This window comes from Caulobacter sp. GW821-FHT05F04, assembly GCF_059419665.1.
The window spans coordinates 83,460-95,948 of the sequence record NZ_JBWKSF010000002.1 but is presented as its reverse complement, the minus strand read 5'-3'; the positions used below and the strand labels follow the sequence as shown (position 1 = coordinate 95,948).

Annotated in this window: 19 protein-coding genes and 2 pseudogenes; 15 read left to right on the top strand and 6 right to left on the bottom strand. The window is 68.9% G+C overall.

The genetic code is table 11. The annotated features are described in order from the left end of the window. Window positions 1–11: 11 nt before the first annotated feature. Together AC07R7_RS04880 and AC07R7_RS04875 are read right to left on the bottom strand one after the other, a co-directional pair. Window positions 12–290 carry a DUF454 family protein gene (locus AC07R7_RS04880; RefSeq protein ID WP_492888184.1) on the bottom strand — a complete coding sequence of 93 codons (279 nt, stop codon included), beginning with the start codon at window positions 288–290 and terminating at the stop codon, window positions 12–14. Between the two features lie 38 nt (window positions 291–328). Further along, on the bottom strand, window positions 329–574 hold the full coding sequence (locus tag AC07R7_RS04875; protein ID WP_492888185.1) for a hypothetical protein: 246 nt from the start codon (window positions 572–574) through the stop codon (window positions 329–331). Window positions 575–708: 134 nt separating this feature from the next. Between AC07R7_RS04875 and ubiA the strand changes: the two genes are divergently transcribed. Continuing rightward, complete coding sequence (gene ubiA / locus AC07R7_RS04870) at window positions 709–1,659, top strand: 4-hydroxybenzoate octaprenyltransferase (protein WP_494634344.1); 951 nt, start codon at window positions 709–711, stop codon at window positions 1,657–1,659. A gap of 118 nt (window positions 1,660–1,777) precedes the next feature. Here ubiA and AC07R7_RS04865 read toward each other — a convergent pair whose 3' ends face one another. Continuing rightward, window positions 1,778–2,140, bottom strand: coding sequence for a lysozyme inhibitor LprI family protein (locus AC07R7_RS04865; protein WP_395444990.1), 363 nt, complete (start codon window positions 2,138–2,140; stop codon window positions 1,778–1,780). A 66-nt stretch (window positions 2,141–2,206) separates the two neighbouring features. On the opposite strand from AC07R7_RS04865, the gene AC07R7_RS04860 reads away from it, so the two are divergent. Further along, complete coding sequence (locus AC07R7_RS04860) at window positions 2,207–3,163, top strand: fatty acid desaturase family protein (RefSeq protein ID WP_494634343.1); 957 nt, start codon at window positions 2,207–2,209, stop codon at window positions 3,161–3,163. On the opposite strand, the pseudogene AC07R7_RS04855 reads toward AC07R7_RS04860, so the two are convergent. Continuing rightward, window positions 3,149–3,282 (bottom strand): annotated as a pseudogene (locus tag AC07R7_RS04855) (hypothetical protein); the annotation flags it as partial. The gene AC07R7_RS04860 and the pseudogene AC07R7_RS04855 overlap by 15 nt on opposite strands. Before the next feature lie 14 nt (window positions 3,283–3,296). Between AC07R7_RS04855 and AC07R7_RS04850 the strand changes: the two are divergent. The 4 genes from AC07R7_RS04850 to AC07R7_RS04835 all read left to right on the top strand — a co-directional run bounded on the left by AC07R7_RS04850 (window position 3,297) and on the right by AC07R7_RS04835 (window position 5,361). Further along, window positions 3,297–3,956: a class I SAM-dependent methyltransferase gene (locus AC07R7_RS04850; protein WP_494634342.1), complete on the top strand. Its 660-nt coding sequence runs from the start codon at window positions 3,297–3,299 to the stop codon at window positions 3,954–3,956. Window positions 3,957–4,001: 45 nt separating this feature from the next. Continuing rightward, complete coding sequence (locus AC07R7_RS04845; protein WP_494634341.1) at window positions 4,002–4,355, top strand: VOC family protein; 354 nt, start codon at window positions 4,002–4,004, stop codon at window positions 4,353–4,355. 17 nt (window positions 4,356–4,372) lie between these two features. Then, complete coding sequence (locus tag AC07R7_RS04840) at window positions 4,373–4,885, top strand: hypothetical protein (RefSeq protein WP_494634340.1); 513 nt, start codon at window positions 4,373–4,375, stop codon at window positions 4,883–4,885. A gap of 125 nt (window positions 4,886–5,010) precedes the next feature. Then, window positions 5,011–5,361, top strand: coding sequence for a hypothetical protein (locus AC07R7_RS04835; protein ID WP_494634339.1), 351 nt, complete (start codon window positions 5,011–5,013; stop codon window positions 5,359–5,361). Here the strand turns inward: AC07R7_RS04835 and AC07R7_RS04830 are convergent. Next, window positions 5,358–6,218, bottom strand: a complete 861-nt coding sequence (locus tag AC07R7_RS04830; RefSeq protein ID WP_494634338.1) for an NAD-dependent epimerase/dehydratase family protein — start codon at window positions 6,216–6,218, stop codon at window positions 5,358–5,360. The genes AC07R7_RS04835 and AC07R7_RS04830 overlap by 4 nt on opposite strands. Window positions 6,219–6,252: 34 nt before the next feature. Here AC07R7_RS04830 and AC07R7_RS04825 point away from each other — a divergent pair, with 34 nt between their 5' ends. From AC07R7_RS04825 to rsfS, 7 genes are all read left to right on the top strand, one after another. After that, on the top strand, window positions 6,253–6,612 hold the full coding sequence (locus tag AC07R7_RS04825) for an MmcQ/YjbR family DNA-binding protein (protein ID WP_494634337.1): 360 nt from the start codon (window positions 6,253–6,255) through the stop codon (window positions 6,610–6,612). 118 nt (window positions 6,613–6,730) lie between these two features. Further along, a complete protein-coding gene (locus AC07R7_RS04820; protein WP_494634336.1) occupies window positions 6,731–7,570 on the top strand; it encodes an aldo/keto reductase in 840 nt (279 codons plus the stop codon). 52 nt (window positions 7,571–7,622) lie between these two features. After that, window positions 7,623–7,856: a ribbon-helix-helix domain-containing protein gene (locus AC07R7_RS04815; protein ID WP_494634335.1), complete on the top strand. Its 234-nt coding sequence runs from the start codon at window positions 7,623–7,625 to the stop codon at window positions 7,854–7,856. Continuing rightward, window positions 7,853–8,179 (top strand): type II toxin-antitoxin system RelE/ParE family toxin, encoded by a 327-nt coding sequence (locus tag AC07R7_RS04810; RefSeq protein ID WP_494634334.1) that lies wholly within the window; start codon window positions 7,853–7,855, stop codon window positions 8,177–8,179. Before AC07R7_RS04815 ends, AC07R7_RS04810 begins: the two co-directional genes overlap by 4 nt. A gap of 128 nt (window positions 8,180–8,307) precedes the next feature. Next, entirely contained in the window at window positions 8,308–9,582 is a 1,275-nt protein-coding gene (locus AC07R7_RS04805; RefSeq protein WP_494634333.1) for a glutamate-5-semialdehyde dehydrogenase, read from the top strand. Beyond that, window positions 9,548–10,198 carry a nicotinate-nucleotide adenylyltransferase gene (locus AC07R7_RS04800; protein ID WP_492837488.1) on the top strand — a complete coding sequence of 217 codons (651 nt, stop codon included), beginning with the start codon at window positions 9,548–9,550 and terminating at the stop codon, window positions 10,196–10,198. The genes AC07R7_RS04805 and AC07R7_RS04800 overlap by 35 nt, the downstream gene beginning before the upstream one ends. Before the next feature lie 133 nt (window positions 10,199–10,331). Beyond that, window positions 10,332–10,763: a ribosome silencing factor gene (rsfS, locus tag AC07R7_RS04795; protein ID WP_494634847.1), complete on the top strand. Its 432-nt coding sequence runs from the start codon at window positions 10,332–10,334 to the stop codon at window positions 10,761–10,763. Between the two features lie 6 nt (window positions 10,764–10,769). On the opposite strand, the pseudogene AC07R7_RS04790 reads toward rsfS, so the two are convergent. Beyond that, a pseudogene (locus tag AC07R7_RS04790) lies at window positions 10,770–10,860 on the bottom strand (hypothetical protein); the annotation flags it as partial. A 17-nt stretch (window positions 10,861–10,877) separates the two neighbouring features. On the opposite strand from AC07R7_RS04790, the gene rlmH reads away from it, so the two are divergent. Both rlmH and AC07R7_RS04780 read left to right on the top strand, forming a co-directional pair. Continuing rightward, a complete protein-coding gene (gene rlmH, locus AC07R7_RS04785; RefSeq protein WP_494634332.1) occupies window positions 10,878–11,342 on the top strand; it encodes a 23S rRNA (pseudouridine(1915)-N(3))-methyltransferase RlmH in 465 nt (154 codons plus the stop codon). 16 nt (window positions 11,343–11,358) lie between these two features. After that, window positions 11,359–12,414, top strand: coding sequence for a murein hydrolase activator EnvC family protein (locus AC07R7_RS04780; protein ID WP_494634331.1), 1,056 nt, complete (start codon window positions 11,359–11,361; stop codon window positions 12,412–12,414). The last annotated feature ends 75 nt before the right edge of the window (window positions 12,415–12,489 follow it).

The window sequence follows — 12,489 nt, the reverse complement described above, 5'->3', positions numbered from 1 at the left end:
CCGCCTGTTCGTCAGCCCCGCCGCTTGCGCCCGCCGCCGAACGGTCGCCAGCGCAGGAACCACAGGATCGCCGGCCCGACCACCGGCACGCGCAGCATCGGCCGCACGGCGTGGGGGCGGGTCTTCAGGAAGCACAGCACCGCGCCGATCCAGAACACCGTGGTCGGCATGCCCGGCGTGACGATCCCCACCGCGCCGGTCGCCAGCAGCGCCCCGCCCAGGCCATCCAGCACCCAGCGCTCGACGCGGCTCAGGCGGCGGCGCGGCTTGCGGGCGGGTTCAGGAGTCATGCGCCCAAGCTAACGCGTCGCGTTCGCGCTCGGAAGCCTTAGAACGCCTCCGCCACCCCGCCCACGCGGCGCGGCGGACGGCTGTTCAGGCCGCGCCGGATCTTCGGGCCGAACTTGGTGGCCGAGGTCAGCCGCGCCACCATGCCGTGGTCGCCGGCCAGGGCGAACAGCCTGCCGGCGGCGGTCCACAGACGGGTGGTCACCGGGTGGGGCAGGACGATGCCGGCGCCGACGCCGGCCAGCAGCAGGCTCCAGCCGGAGAGACGGATTGCGGCGGTGGTCATAGTTGTCGCTCCTGCGAATGACTTGCAGGAAGACCTTGATCTCATCGCGCCCACAAATCCAATTGATTGTTTCTCTGTACGAGATCGATCTTCCCTATGGGATTCCGCGCGGTTTGCGCGGTAAGCCTCGCCGCATGACCGCCTCCGCCCAAAGCCCCACGGGGATCCTCCCCGACGCCGTCGCCACCAACTGGGTCGATCGCCACGCGCCCGAGCGCCTGCGGCCCTGGCTGAAGCTGGGACGCTTCGACCGTCCGGCGGGGATCTGGCTGCTGATGCTGCCCGGCTGGCAAGGCATCGCCCTGGCCGCCGCCGAGCAGGGCCGCTGGCCCAATCCACTGCTGCTTCTCGCCGTGTTCGTCGGCGCGGCTCTGATGCGGGCGGCCGGCTGCGCGTTCAACGACATCGTCGACCGCGACTTCGACGCCCAGGTGGCTCGCACCGCCATGCGGCCGATCCCGGCCGGGCTGATCACCGTCAAGCAGGCCTGGCTGTTCCTGATCGGCTGCAGCCTGATCAGCTTGGCTGTCCTGCTCACCTTGGGCTGGGTGGCGATCGGGCTGGGCGTACTGTCGCTGGGTCTGGTGGCGGGCTATCCGTTCATGAAGCGGATCACCTGGTGGCCGCAGGCCTGGCTGGGCCTGACCTTCAACTGGGGCGCCCTGTTGGGCTACGCCGCCGCCACCCACCACCTGTCCTGGTCGGCCGCCCTGCTCTACGCCTCGGGTGTCTTCTGGACCCTCGGCTACGACACGATCTACGCCATCCAGGACATCGAGGACGACGCCCTGGCCGGCATCAAGTCCTCGACCCGACGCCTGGGCGACCACGTCCAGATCGGCGTGGCCGGTTTCTATCTGGCCAGCTTCGTCTGCGTGGTCGCGGCCGGTTGGGTCGGCAATATCGGGCCACTGTTCCTGCCCTTGGCCGCCTTCTTCGCCCTGCACCTGTCGCGCCAGGCGGCCGCCGTCCGCATAGACGACGGCCAAGGCGCGCTGAAGCTGTTCAAGTCCAACGCCATCGCCGGCCTGATCGTCTTCGCGGGACTGGTCGCCGGACTGTGGAAGCCGGGCGTGCGGTTCTAAGAGCCCCTTCCCCCTCGCGGGGAAGGGGTTGGGGATGGGGGCGCCGGCTCCGTATCGGCCGGCCCAAGGCGCTGGTTCCCCCACCCCCGCCCCTCCCCGCAAGGGGGAGGGGTTCAGATCAGAACGGCCCTTGCTGGTACACCCGCTCCATGACCGTGTTCAGCTGCCGGATGCGGTTGTCGTAGCTGCGCGCCAGGCAGGCCCGGTTGCCGCCGCAGGCCTTGCGGGCCGCCAGCCACGCGCGCTGGTCGTCCATGATCGCGCCGCGACCGCCCATCGGCACGAGATGGCGGGTGATCCCGTAAAGCTGGTCCATCCGCACGTCCTGGTCGTTGAGGTCGCGATTGGCGCAGATCGCCTTCTCGTCCGCGGTGCGGGCCTTGCGGCAATCGAAGCTGGCGGCGGCGGCGGGCGTGGCGCCAATGGCGAAAACACCGGCGCAGACAGCGGTCAGAACGAAAGCGGGGATCAGTCGGCGCATGGGTGGCTCCAAATGTGACGTCGGGTCATCCTGTCAGGCCTAAGCTGAATGTGCGATGATCGTTCCATGGCCGTCGCCCCCCGCGTCAAACCGCAGGACCTGTTCACGCCCGACGAATGGACGCGCATCTCCGCGCGCTCGTCCTGGCGCGGGATCTTCATGGTCGCCCACGCCTGGGCGGTGATCATCGCCGCCGGGGCGCTGTTCGTCTTCTTTCCCAACCCGCTGACCTACGTGCTGGCCGTGATGCTGATCGGCGCGCGGCAGCTGGGCCTGGCCATCCTGATGCACGAGGCCGCGCACGGCGGGCTGCATCCGAACCTCAAGGTCAACAACTGGCTGGGCGAGTGGCTGTGCGCCGCCCCGACCGGCGCGTCCCTGGCCAGCTATCGCCCCTATCACCTGACCCATCACAAATACGCCCAGCAGGCCGAGGATCCGGACCTGATCCTGTCGGCGCCCTTCCCGACCACGCGGGCCAGCCTGCGCCGCAAGATCATCCGCGACCTGACCGGCCAGACCTTCTTCAAGCAGCGGTTCGGGCCATTGCTGGGAAAGATGAAGGGCTCGAAAACCGTCGGACAGCCCAAGGGCGCGATCTTCGCCGGCGAGATCGCCCGGCAGAGGCCCTTCCTGCTGTGGAACCTCGGCATCCTGATCGTGCTGTCGGCGCTGGGCCTCTGGTGGGCCTGGTTCGCCCTGTGGATCGTGCCGATGGCGACCTGGTTCCCGCTGGTCACCCGCCTGCGCAACATCGCCGAACACGCCCTGGTGGCCAAGGACGAGCCCGATCCGTTCCGGCATGCCCGAACCACCCACGCCAACTGGATCGAGCGGGCCCTGATCGCGCCCTATCACGTCAATTTCCACGCCGAGCATCACCTGTTCATGCACACCCCGTGCTGGAACCTGCCGATGGCGCACCGGCTGCTGGAGAAGAAGGGCCTGACGTCCGGCATGCTGACCGCCCCGGGCTACCTGACCGTGCTGAAGGCCGCCTCGAGCAAACCGGTCGCCGCCTGAGGCCCGCCCTCGCCCTTCGACAGGCTCAGGGTGAGGACGACTTCAACGTCACGGTAGAAATCCTCATCCTGAGCCTGTCGAAGGACGAGGATTTCGGCTCCCCAGCCGAAGCCCTGGATGCTCTAAGCGCGCCATGATCGTCCAGACCCTGGAAGGCCGCCGGGCCTTCATCCGCGACAACACCCGCTTCCAGCCGACGCCACACGCGCCGGAACTGTCGCTTCACCTGGCCGACGAGATCACGCCGATCTGGAAGCTGACCGAGGAGGCGCTGGAAGAGATCGGCCTGCCGCCCCCCTTCTGGGCCTTCGCCTGGGCGGGCGGCCAGGCCCTGGCGCGCTACATCCTCGACAACCCCGAGACCGTCGCCGGCAAGCGCGTGATCGACTTCGCCACCGGCTCGGGCATCGTCGCCATCGCGGCGATGAAGGCCGGCGCGGCCAGCGTGCTGGCCGCCGATATCGACGTCTTCTGCGAGGCCGCCATCGGCCTGAACGCCGAGGCCAACGGGGTCGAGGTGGCCTTCACCGATGTGAATCTTCTCGATGCTCCCCCGCCGGCCTGCGACGTGCTGCTGGCCGGCGACATCTGCTACGAGAAGCCCATGGCCGAGGCTGTGATGGACTGGCTGCGGCAAGGCCGGGCCGCCGGCGCGACGGTGTTCATCGGCGATCCGGGCCGCACCTATTTCCGTAAGGACGACCTGGTGAAGCTGGCCGAGTACCAGGTCGAGACCACCCGCGAGCTCGAGGATTTCGCCGTCAAGCGCACGAGCGTCTGGACTCTGCCCTAGCGGCGAACTAGAACATTTAGAGAACACAGTTTCGGGAAAGCACCCATGCGTGAGGACGGCAAGATCGACTATATCGAGTGGCCGGGCGGCGACCTGCCGGCGACCAAGGGCTTCTATTCGGCCGCCTTCGGCTGGAGCTTCGTCGACTACGGCCCCGACTATGTCGCCTTCGAGGGCCAGGGCGCCGATGGCGGCTTCGCCAAGCCGCAGGAGGGCGCCACCGACCGGCCGCTGGTCATCCTCTACGCCCACGACCTGGAAGCCATGCTGGACAAGGTGACGAAGGCCGGCGGCGTGATCACCGCCCCGATCTTCAGCTTCCCCGGCGGCCGCCGCTTCCACTTCACCGATCCATCCGGCAATGAACTGGGCGTGTGGAGCGCGACGGGGGTCGAGTAGATATGCATCTGGCGAGCGTGAGCATCTTGCTGTTGGCGACGGCCGGAACCGCCTGGGCGGACGATCCGCCGCCGGCGCCCGTGCCGGCCGAGGTCGGCGCGCTGCAAGGCTGCTGGCGCGGCGCGGGCGAGGTCATGGGCAAGGCGGTCGAGATCACCCTCGCCGCCAAGCCCGTCGCGCTCGGAACCATGCTGACGGTGGACGCCGACAGTCGCGCCAAGGCCGATCCCAAGGATCGCTACGCCGCCCACCTGGTGTTTGGCGGTCGGGGCGCGACGCTGAAGGGCGGTGAGCCCGCCGGCGTGTCCGGCTTCTGGTCCGACAGCTTCGGGGGCGACTTCACCGCCGTCGGCCAGGGCGCGGCCCAGCCGGGCGGGTTCGATATCGCCTACGCCTATCCGGACGCCAGCTACGTCAACCGCTGGCGGCGCGACGGCGACCGGCTGACCTGGACCATCGTCGCCCAGAGCGGAGCCAAGGAAGCGCCGTTCGCCCGCTACGAGCTGACCCGGACGAGCTGTCCCGCGTAGCGCCGCCCCATCAAACCGTCACACGGCATTGCTATCGTCCGCCTCCTGACGATCAAGCTCACTTCGGGCAGGAGGGCGGCGGCTGCGGCGACTATGAACTACGGCCCCAGGCGTGCCGGAGCTTCATGTGCCTGTGGATCACGTCCGAGAAGCTGGGCGACGCCTGGCGGCCCGACAAGGCCGGCTTCGTCCTGTATTCCGACCGCGACGGCAAGCGCCTGAACGTGGTGGTCGACGCCGGCAAGCCCGCCAGCTGGAAGCGCGAGCCGTACTATTCCTACATCAAGAACATGTCCCGCCGGGCCCTGGACGGTTACGAGCTGGTGGTCTGCATCGGCGACCGCCGCATCGTGGTGTTCCCGACCGAGGAGATCGACCTGGGGGTCCTGCCGCCCGACCGCAAGCTGGTCAGCGGCTATGTCGAACGCGACGGCGGCCTGACGCCGTTCGCCATGGTGCTGGCCGACGCGGACTAGAAGCGCGGGCGGAACTTTCTCGGGCTCCACCCGAAATCCCGCATCGCCGCCGAGCTGTCGAAGGTCAGGTCCTGGCCCATCCGCGCGCCCATGGCCACGGTCGCGCCCGGGTAGAACGGCTTGGCCAGCCGCATGATCAGTCCAAACAGCCAGGTCGGCATCGGCAGGCTGCGCGGAGTCTTGCCCAGGCCCTCGAAGATCCGGTCGACCATCAGGCGGTAGGTCACGGTCTCGCCGCCCACCAGGTCATAGGCCCGGTTCATCGTCGCAGGCGCGTGGGCGGCGGCCAGCGCTCCAGCCGCCAGGTCCTCGGCATGGACCGGCTGGCGCAGGCCCGCGCCGTCGCCTGATAGCGGCATGACATGGAAGCGGCGGATCAGGCGGGCGATGCGGCTGACGTTCTCGTCGTGGCCCTCGTCATAGATCAGGGTCGGCCGCAGGATGGTCCAGGCGACGCCGTGCCCGGCGCACCAGGTTTCGACCGCCGCCTCGGCCTCCGCCAATGTCCGCGCCACCGCCCGCTCGCCCTCGTCCGGCGAGTCGACCTTGGTGAAGCGGCTGGTCGAGGAGAAGGCGATCAGCCGCTCCATGCCGCGCGCCTTCAGCGCCGGCAGCGCCGTCGGCAGCAGCCAGATCGGCGACAGCGCGAACACCGTCGCCGCCACCGGCAGCCGCTCGTCCAGATCGGCGTCCTTCAGGTCACCACCGATCCAGCAGGTCTCCTCGGTCGGCGGGCGCCGGCTGAACGCCGTCGGATCCAGGTCCTCGGCCTTCAGCCGCGACAGCAGGTGGCCGCCGATCAGGCTGGTCGCGCCCAGCACCAGGACCGGCGTCTTCAGGGTGTTCTCAGCGTCCATTCCCCACATATAGTCGCGCTGGGGAAGAGAGCCCATGACCTACGACGACGTCAGAGCGTTCGCGTTCAAATTGCCCGGGGTCGAGGATGGGACCGCCTATGGCCGGCCTTGCCTGAAGGCGCACGGCAAGTTCCTGACCCGCCTGTTCGAGGACGGCGAGAGCCTGGTCTGCCCCGCCGTGCCGTTCGACGAACGCGAGATGCTGATCGAGGCCGAGCCCGACGTCTTCCATGTCACCGATCACTTCAGGAACTACCCCTACGTCCTGGTCCGCCTGCCCCACGCCCATCCGGGCACGGTCGAGCGGCTGATCGCCCGCCAATGGCGCGCCACCGCTCCGAAGAAGGTGCTGAAGGCCTGGGACGAGGCCCATCCGACGGCGACCCCGCCTTGAGGATCAGGGCCGCGCGGGCCTTCGCCTTGGTCTTCATCGCCCTCTCGCGCGTTCGCACCAAGGTGGCGCTAGCCAAGCCAGAGCCTATATCCGCCTGACGTCTTCCCAGGAGTTCTCCATGTCCAAGCTCGTTCCCGCCATCCGCTCGGGCGACGTCCTGATGCCCGCCCTCGGCTTCGGCACCTGGCAGCTGGAGAACGGCGCGGCCACGCCGCTGGTCGAGAAGGCCCTGGAGGTCGGCTATCGCCATATCGACACCGCTCAGATCTACGGCAACGAACGCGATGTGGGCGCCGCCCTCAAGGCCAGCGGCGTCAAGCGCGACGAGATCTTCCTGACCACCAAGGTCTGGATCGACAAGTTCCACGACGGCGATCTGCAGCGCTCGGCCGAGAAGAGCCTGGAGCGTCTCGGCGTCGACCACGTCGACCTGCTGCTGCTGCACTGGCCCAAGCCCGAGGTGCCGCTGGCCGAGACCCTGAAGGCCCTGAACGAGGTCCAGTCGCGGGGCCTGACCCGCGCCATCGGCCTGTCGAACTTCCCATCGGTTCTGCTGGAAGAAGCCGCGAAGCTGTCGGAAGCCCCGATCGCCAACGATCAGGTCGAGTATCACCCCTACCTGTCGATCAAGACCCTGAAGGCCAAGGCCGACGCGCTGGGCGTCTCGATCACCGCCTGGTCGCCCCTGGCCCAGGGCAAGGTCGCCCATGATCCGGTGCTGGTCGAGATCGGCGCCGCGCACGGCAAGACCCCCGGCCAGGTCACCCTGCGCTGGATCATCCAGCAGGGGATCATCGCCATCCCCCGCACCAAGAACCCGGCGCGGATCGAGGAGAACTTCGACATCCTCGACTTCAACCTGTCCGACGACGAGATGACCCGGATCCACGCCCTGGCGCGGCCGGACGGGCGGCTGGGGGATTGGCTGGACAAGGCGTATGCCTGGGACGCGGAATAGGTCGCCAGACGCGACCCTTGCCAATTTTTGCCAAGAACCTCATCCTGATCCCATGACCACGATGAATATCTCGCTGCCGGACGCCTTGAAGGCCTTTGTCGACGAGCAGGTCTCCGGCCGGGGTTATGGAACCAGCAGCGAGTATGTCCGGGAACTGATCCGCAAGGACCAGAACCGCCAGCATCTCCGCGCCCTGCTGCTGGATGGCGCGGCCGCGCCGTCTGGCGCCAAGGCGGACGCGAGCTACTTCGACGCGCTTCGGACGCGCGTGCGTGGCCGCTCTTGAAGTCCAAGGACGTCGTTCCGCGCACCCTGGCGGAGCGCGACATCAACGACGCGCTGGATTTCTATCTCGCGGAAGCCAGTCCGAAGGCCGCGCTCGGCTTCATCGACGCGCTCGAACGGGCCTATAGGCTGATCGGCGAACGACCGGACGCCGGCTCAAGCCGCTACGCCCACGAGCTCGACCTGCCCGGCCTGCGCGGTTGGCCGTTGCACGGCTGTCCCTATGTCGTCTTCTACGTTGCCCGCGAGGATCATATCGACGTCTGGCGTGTGCTGCACGCCGCCAGCGACATACCAGCCTGGATGGTCAGCGACCCATCCTGAAGCGAGACCGCCCCACCAAAACTCCGTCCGTTTTCAGACGAACCTTGTTTCATCCTACCCTGAAAGCGCCTAGGTAAGCCTCAACCTGAGCATAACTTACCAGGACCATCAGGATCAGGACGGGGACGATGGACGACGCGGGCGTCAGCTTGCAAGCGACGATGGCGGGGATGGGCCGGACGGCTCGCGAGGGCGCGCATGCGCTCCGCCTCGCCACGCCAGAGCAGCGCACCGCCGCCATCCAGGCCATGGCCGCCGCGATCCGCCAGGACACCGTCGCCATCCTGACCGCCAACGCCAAGGACCTGGGCCGCGCCGAGGCCAATGGCGTCTCAGGCCCGATGCTGGATCGCCTGGCCCTGGACGAGGCGCGGCTGGAAGACGTCGCCGCCGGGGTCGAGGCCGTGGCCGCCATCCCCGATCCTGTCGGCGTCGCCACCGCGCGCTGGACCCGGCCCAACGGCCTGGACATCAGCCGCGTCCGCACACCCATCGGCGTCATCGCCATGATCTATGAGAGCCGCCCGAACGTGACCGCCGACGCCGCGGCGCTGTGCGTGCGCTCGGGCAATGCGGTGATCCTGCGCGGCGGCTCGGAGTGCATCCACTCCAACCTCGCGCTGTACGCTTCGATAGAACGCGGTTTGAAGGCCGCTGGCCTTCCCGCCGCCGCCGTCCAGATCGTCAAGACCCCCGACCGCGCCGCCGTCGGCGCCCTCCTCTCGGGCCTGGACAAGGCCATCGACCTGATCATCCCGCGCGGCGGCAAGAGCCTGGTCGCCCGCGTCCAGGCCGAGGCCCGCGCCCCGGTGCTGGGCCATCTGGAAGGCCTCAACCACGTCTTCGTCCACGCGGCCGCCGACGTGAAGAAGGCCGTCGACATCGTCGTCAACGCCAAGCTGCGGCGGGTGTCGGTCTGCGGCTCGGCCGAAACCCTGCTGGTCGACAAGGCCGCCGCCGAAAAGCTTCTCCCGCCGATCGCCGACGCCCTGATCCGGGCCGGCTGCGAACTCCGGGGTGACACGGCTGCGCGCGCCATCGAGCCGACGATGAAGAAGGCCACCGTCGAGGACTGGACCACCGAATACCTGGCCCCGATCCTGGCCGTGGCCGTGGTCGACGGCGTGGCCGGCGCGGCCCGACACATCGCGGCCTATGGCTCCGGCCACACCGACGCGATCGTCACCGAGGACACCGGCGCCGCCGACGCCTTCGTGGCCGAGGTCGACAGCGCCATCGTGCTGGTCAACGCCTCGACCCAGTTCGCCGACGGCGGCGAGTTCGGCTTCGGGGCCGAGATCGGCATCGCCACCGACAAGCTTCATGCCCGCGGCCCGGTTGGGGCCGAGCAACTGACGACATTCAAATATGTGGTTCGCGGGACCGGCCAGACTCGTCCCTGAGGCCGGCCGGCCCAACGCTCAGCGTCTTGGCTTCCACCTGGAGCCGGGCATGCGCGTCGGCCTGTTCGGCGGCAGCTTCAACCCGGCGCACGAGGGCCATGCCCACGTAGCCGAGACCGCCATGCGCCGCCTGGAGCTGGACCGCGTCATCTGGCTGGTGTCGCCGCAGAACCCGCTGAAGTCGTCGCACGAGACCCGCCCCGTCGCCGAGCGGATGGCCAACGCCCGCCGCTGGGCGCGCGGCTCGGGGATGATCGTCTCGGACGCCGAGACGCGGCTGGGGTCGCGGTACACCATCGACACCCTGCGGGTGCTGCGGGCGCGCTATCCTGGCGTGAAGTTCGTCTGGGTCATGGGCGCCGACAGCCTGGCCACCTTCCATCGCTGGCGCGGCTGGACCCAGATCATGCGCGAGGTTCCGGTCGCGGTGATCTCCCGCCCCTGGATCGCGCTGAAGGCCCGCACCTCGCCGGCCGCCCGCCGCTTCGCCTTCGCCCGCTGGCCCGCCAGCGCCGCGGCCAGGCTGCCGGACGCCAAGTCGCCGGCCTGGGTCTACCTGACCGGACCGCTGAACTTCGCCTCTTCCACGGCTATGCGGTCACGGCAAAAGGGCTGAAAGCCAAGCTTTCGGGCGTTGCGTGAACGCCTCAGGGGCGCCGACGAATCGGCGTTCGGCCATCACCCCCTCACTTCCGGCTCAATTCCGTGCTATGGAAGATATCCACAGCGAACCCATAAGGAGCAATCCGCTGCGTAGCGACCCCGCGCTTAGTGCGCACGAAGGCCTGGCCGGCGCCGAGTCATCGACTGAATCCCCGGGCCTGAGTCTGCCCCTCGATCTCAAGGCGCTGGAGCGCCTGATCCTGGAACGTCTGGATGACGACAAGGCCCAGGACATCGTCCACATCGACTTGGCGGACAAGAGCTCGGTCGCCGACAGCCTGATCGTGGCGTCGGGCCGTTCGCACCGCCACGTCGGCGCGCTGGCCGACCACCTGCTGCGGGCGCTGAAGGAAAACGGCTACGGCAAGGCGCGGGTCGAAGGCCTGCCGCATTGCGACTGGGTGCTGATCGACGCCGGCGACGTCGTCATCCACCTGTTCCGTCCCGAAGTGCGCAGCTTCTACAACATCGAGAAGATCTGGGCGGTCGACGCACCGCACCGCACCGCGACGAACTGATAGCGCCAGGCGACCTCGCCCTTCGACAAGCTCAGGGTGAGGTCTATTGATGCGCGTTCTTGAGATCCTCGCCCTGAGCCTGTCGAAGGGCGGGGATCTCAACGCACTCCCCCGATGAAGATCACAATCCTCACCGTCGGAAAACTCGGCCGCATGGTCGAGGCGCAGCTGGCCGTGGACTATGCGTCCCGCGCCACGGCGTCCGGCCGCGCCCTGGCCCTGGGACCGGTCGAGATCCTCGAGGTCGAGGCCCGCAAGCCCGGCAAGGCGGCCGAGGCCGAGGTGCTGCGGCCGCACCTGGAGGGCGCCCACGTCATCGCCTGCGACGAGCACGGCAAGGTCCGGCCCAGCCGCGCCTTCGCCGACCACCTGGCCCGCCTGCGCGACGACGGGACGCGGCGGGTGGTGTTCCTGATCGGCGGGGCCGACGGCCTGGATCCCTCGATCCTGGCGAACGCCCACGAGACCATGGCCTTCGGCCCCCAGACCTGGCCGCACGCCCTGGCCAGGGCCATGCTGGCCGAGCAGGTCTATCGCGCCGCCACCATCCTGTCGGGCTCGCCCTATCACCGCGACTAGGGCTAAAGGTTGGGCGATGTCCCGCTCGCGACTCGTCATCGCCGTTTGCGCCCTGGTCCTCGCCGTCCCGACGGCCGTGGTCGGCTGGCAGCGCGCTGACCGCATCGTCGAGGACCAGCGGGCCAGGGATCGCCAGACCGCCATCGACACCCGTCGCGAGATCGAGGATCTGCGCGCCGAGCTGGACCGCCTGGACCACGCCCGCATCGCCGCCGGCGGCGACGTCGACGCCAAGCGGGCCCGGCTGGAAGCCCTGAACGCCCGCGAGAACGCCATCCTGGCCGACCTGGGCGCCAACCGGCAGCGGCTGTCGCTGCTGCTGTCGGCCCTGCAGCTGTTCCGCCGCGATCCGCCGCCGGCGCTGCTGGTGACGCCGAACGATGCGCGCGATGCGGTGCGGGCCGCGATCCTGATCCGCGCCATGACGCCCGAGTTGCAGAAGCGCGCCGAGGCCTATGGCCGCCAGGCCGTGGCGGTCGGGACACTGCGCCGCGAGGCCGCCGCCGCCTCGGCCGAACTGTTCACCGCCGAGAGCGCGGTCGCCGATCGCAAGGGCGAGATCGAGCGGCTGATCATCGAGAAGACCCAGCTGGAGCGGGCCTATGCCCAGGAGGCCCTGACCCAGCAGAACGAGCTGCGCACCCTAGGCGCCCTGACCGACGGCCTGGCTAGGGTCGATGCCACCGGGCCGCTGGTGCTGCGACGTCCCGCCGCCGGCGAGATCGTCCGCCGTTTCGGCCAGGACATGCCGGCCGGCGGCAAGTCGCCCGGCCTGACCGTGCGCACGGAGAAGGGCCTGACCGTCACCGCGCCCGTCGCCGGAACCGTCGAGTACGCCGGCGCGCTGAACGGCTGGGGCGCGGTGCTGATCCTTCGCGCCCAGGGCGCCTATCACGTGGTGGTGGCGGGCCTCGACCAGATAACGGCCTCACCCGGACAATCTGTCGCGGTCGGCGCCCCCATCGGGAAGATGCCGGATCATGTATCTTCCGAGCCGGAACTCTATCTGGAGGTCCGGGAGAACGGCGCGCCGGCCGATCCGGAGCGTTGGCTCAAACAGGAGTCGCGGTAGACGGCTTTTTCAGTAATGGTGGCCGTAATTATACCTCCGGCCTCTGACAGTGGTTGGGTGGGGCTAAATTCGGTT

Excerpts from the sequence above, each read along its gene's own strand:
- AC07R7_RS04880 (WP_492888184.1), bottom strand. The coding sequence starts at position 290 with ATGACTCCTGAACCCGCCCGCAAGCCGCGCCGCCGCCTGAGCCGCGTC.
- AC07R7_RS04875 (WP_492888185.1), bottom strand. The coding sequence starts at position 574 with ATGACCACCGCCGCAATCCGTCTCTCCGGCTGGAGCCTGCTGCTGGCC.
- ubiA (WP_494634344.1), top strand. The coding sequence starts at position 709 with ATGACCGCCTCCGCCCAAAGCCCCACGGGGATCCTCCCCGACGCCGTC.
- AC07R7_RS04865 (WP_395444990.1), bottom strand. The coding sequence starts at position 2,140 with ATGCGCCGACTGATCCCCGCTTTCGTTCTGACCGCTGTCTGCGCCGGT.
- AC07R7_RS04860 (WP_494634343.1), top strand. The coding sequence starts at position 2,207 with ATGGCCGTCGCCCCCCGCGTCAAACCGCAGGACCTGTTCACGCCCGAC.
- AC07R7_RS04850 (WP_494634342.1), top strand. The coding sequence starts at position 3,297 with ATGATCGTCCAGACCCTGGAAGGCCGCCGGGCCTTCATCCGCGACAAC.
- AC07R7_RS04845 (WP_494634341.1), top strand. The coding sequence starts at position 4,002 with ATGCGTGAGGACGGCAAGATCGACTATATCGAGTGGCCGGGCGGCGAC.
- AC07R7_RS04835 (WP_494634339.1), top strand. The coding sequence starts at position 5,011 with ATGTGCCTGTGGATCACGTCCGAGAAGCTGGGCGACGCCTGGCGGCCC.
- AC07R7_RS04830 (WP_494634338.1), bottom strand. The coding sequence starts at position 6,218 with ATGGACGCTGAGAACACCCTGAAGACGCCGGTCCTGGTGCTGGGCGCG.
- AC07R7_RS04825 (WP_494634337.1), top strand. The coding sequence starts at position 6,253 with ATGACCTACGACGACGTCAGAGCGTTCGCGTTCAAATTGCCCGGGGTC.
- AC07R7_RS04820 (WP_494634336.1), top strand. The coding sequence starts at position 6,731 with ATGTCCAAGCTCGTTCCCGCCATCCGCTCGGGCGACGTCCTGATGCCC.
- AC07R7_RS04815 (WP_494634335.1), top strand. The coding sequence starts at position 7,623 with ATGACCACGATGAATATCTCGCTGCCGGACGCCTTGAAGGCCTTTGTC.
- AC07R7_RS04805 (WP_494634333.1), top strand. The coding sequence starts at position 8,308 with ATGGACGACGCGGGCGTCAGCTTGCAAGCGACGATGGCGGGGATGGGC.
- AC07R7_RS04800 (WP_492837488.1), top strand. The coding sequence starts at position 9,548 with ATGTGGTTCGCGGGACCGGCCAGACTCGTCCCTGAGGCCGGCCGGCCC.
- rlmH (WP_494634332.1), top strand. The coding sequence starts at position 10,878 with ATGAAGATCACAATCCTCACCGTCGGAAAACTCGGCCGCATGGTCGAG.
- AC07R7_RS04780 (WP_494634331.1), top strand. The coding sequence starts at position 11,359 with ATGTCCCGCTCGCGACTCGTCATCGCCGTTTGCGCCCTGGTCCTCGCC.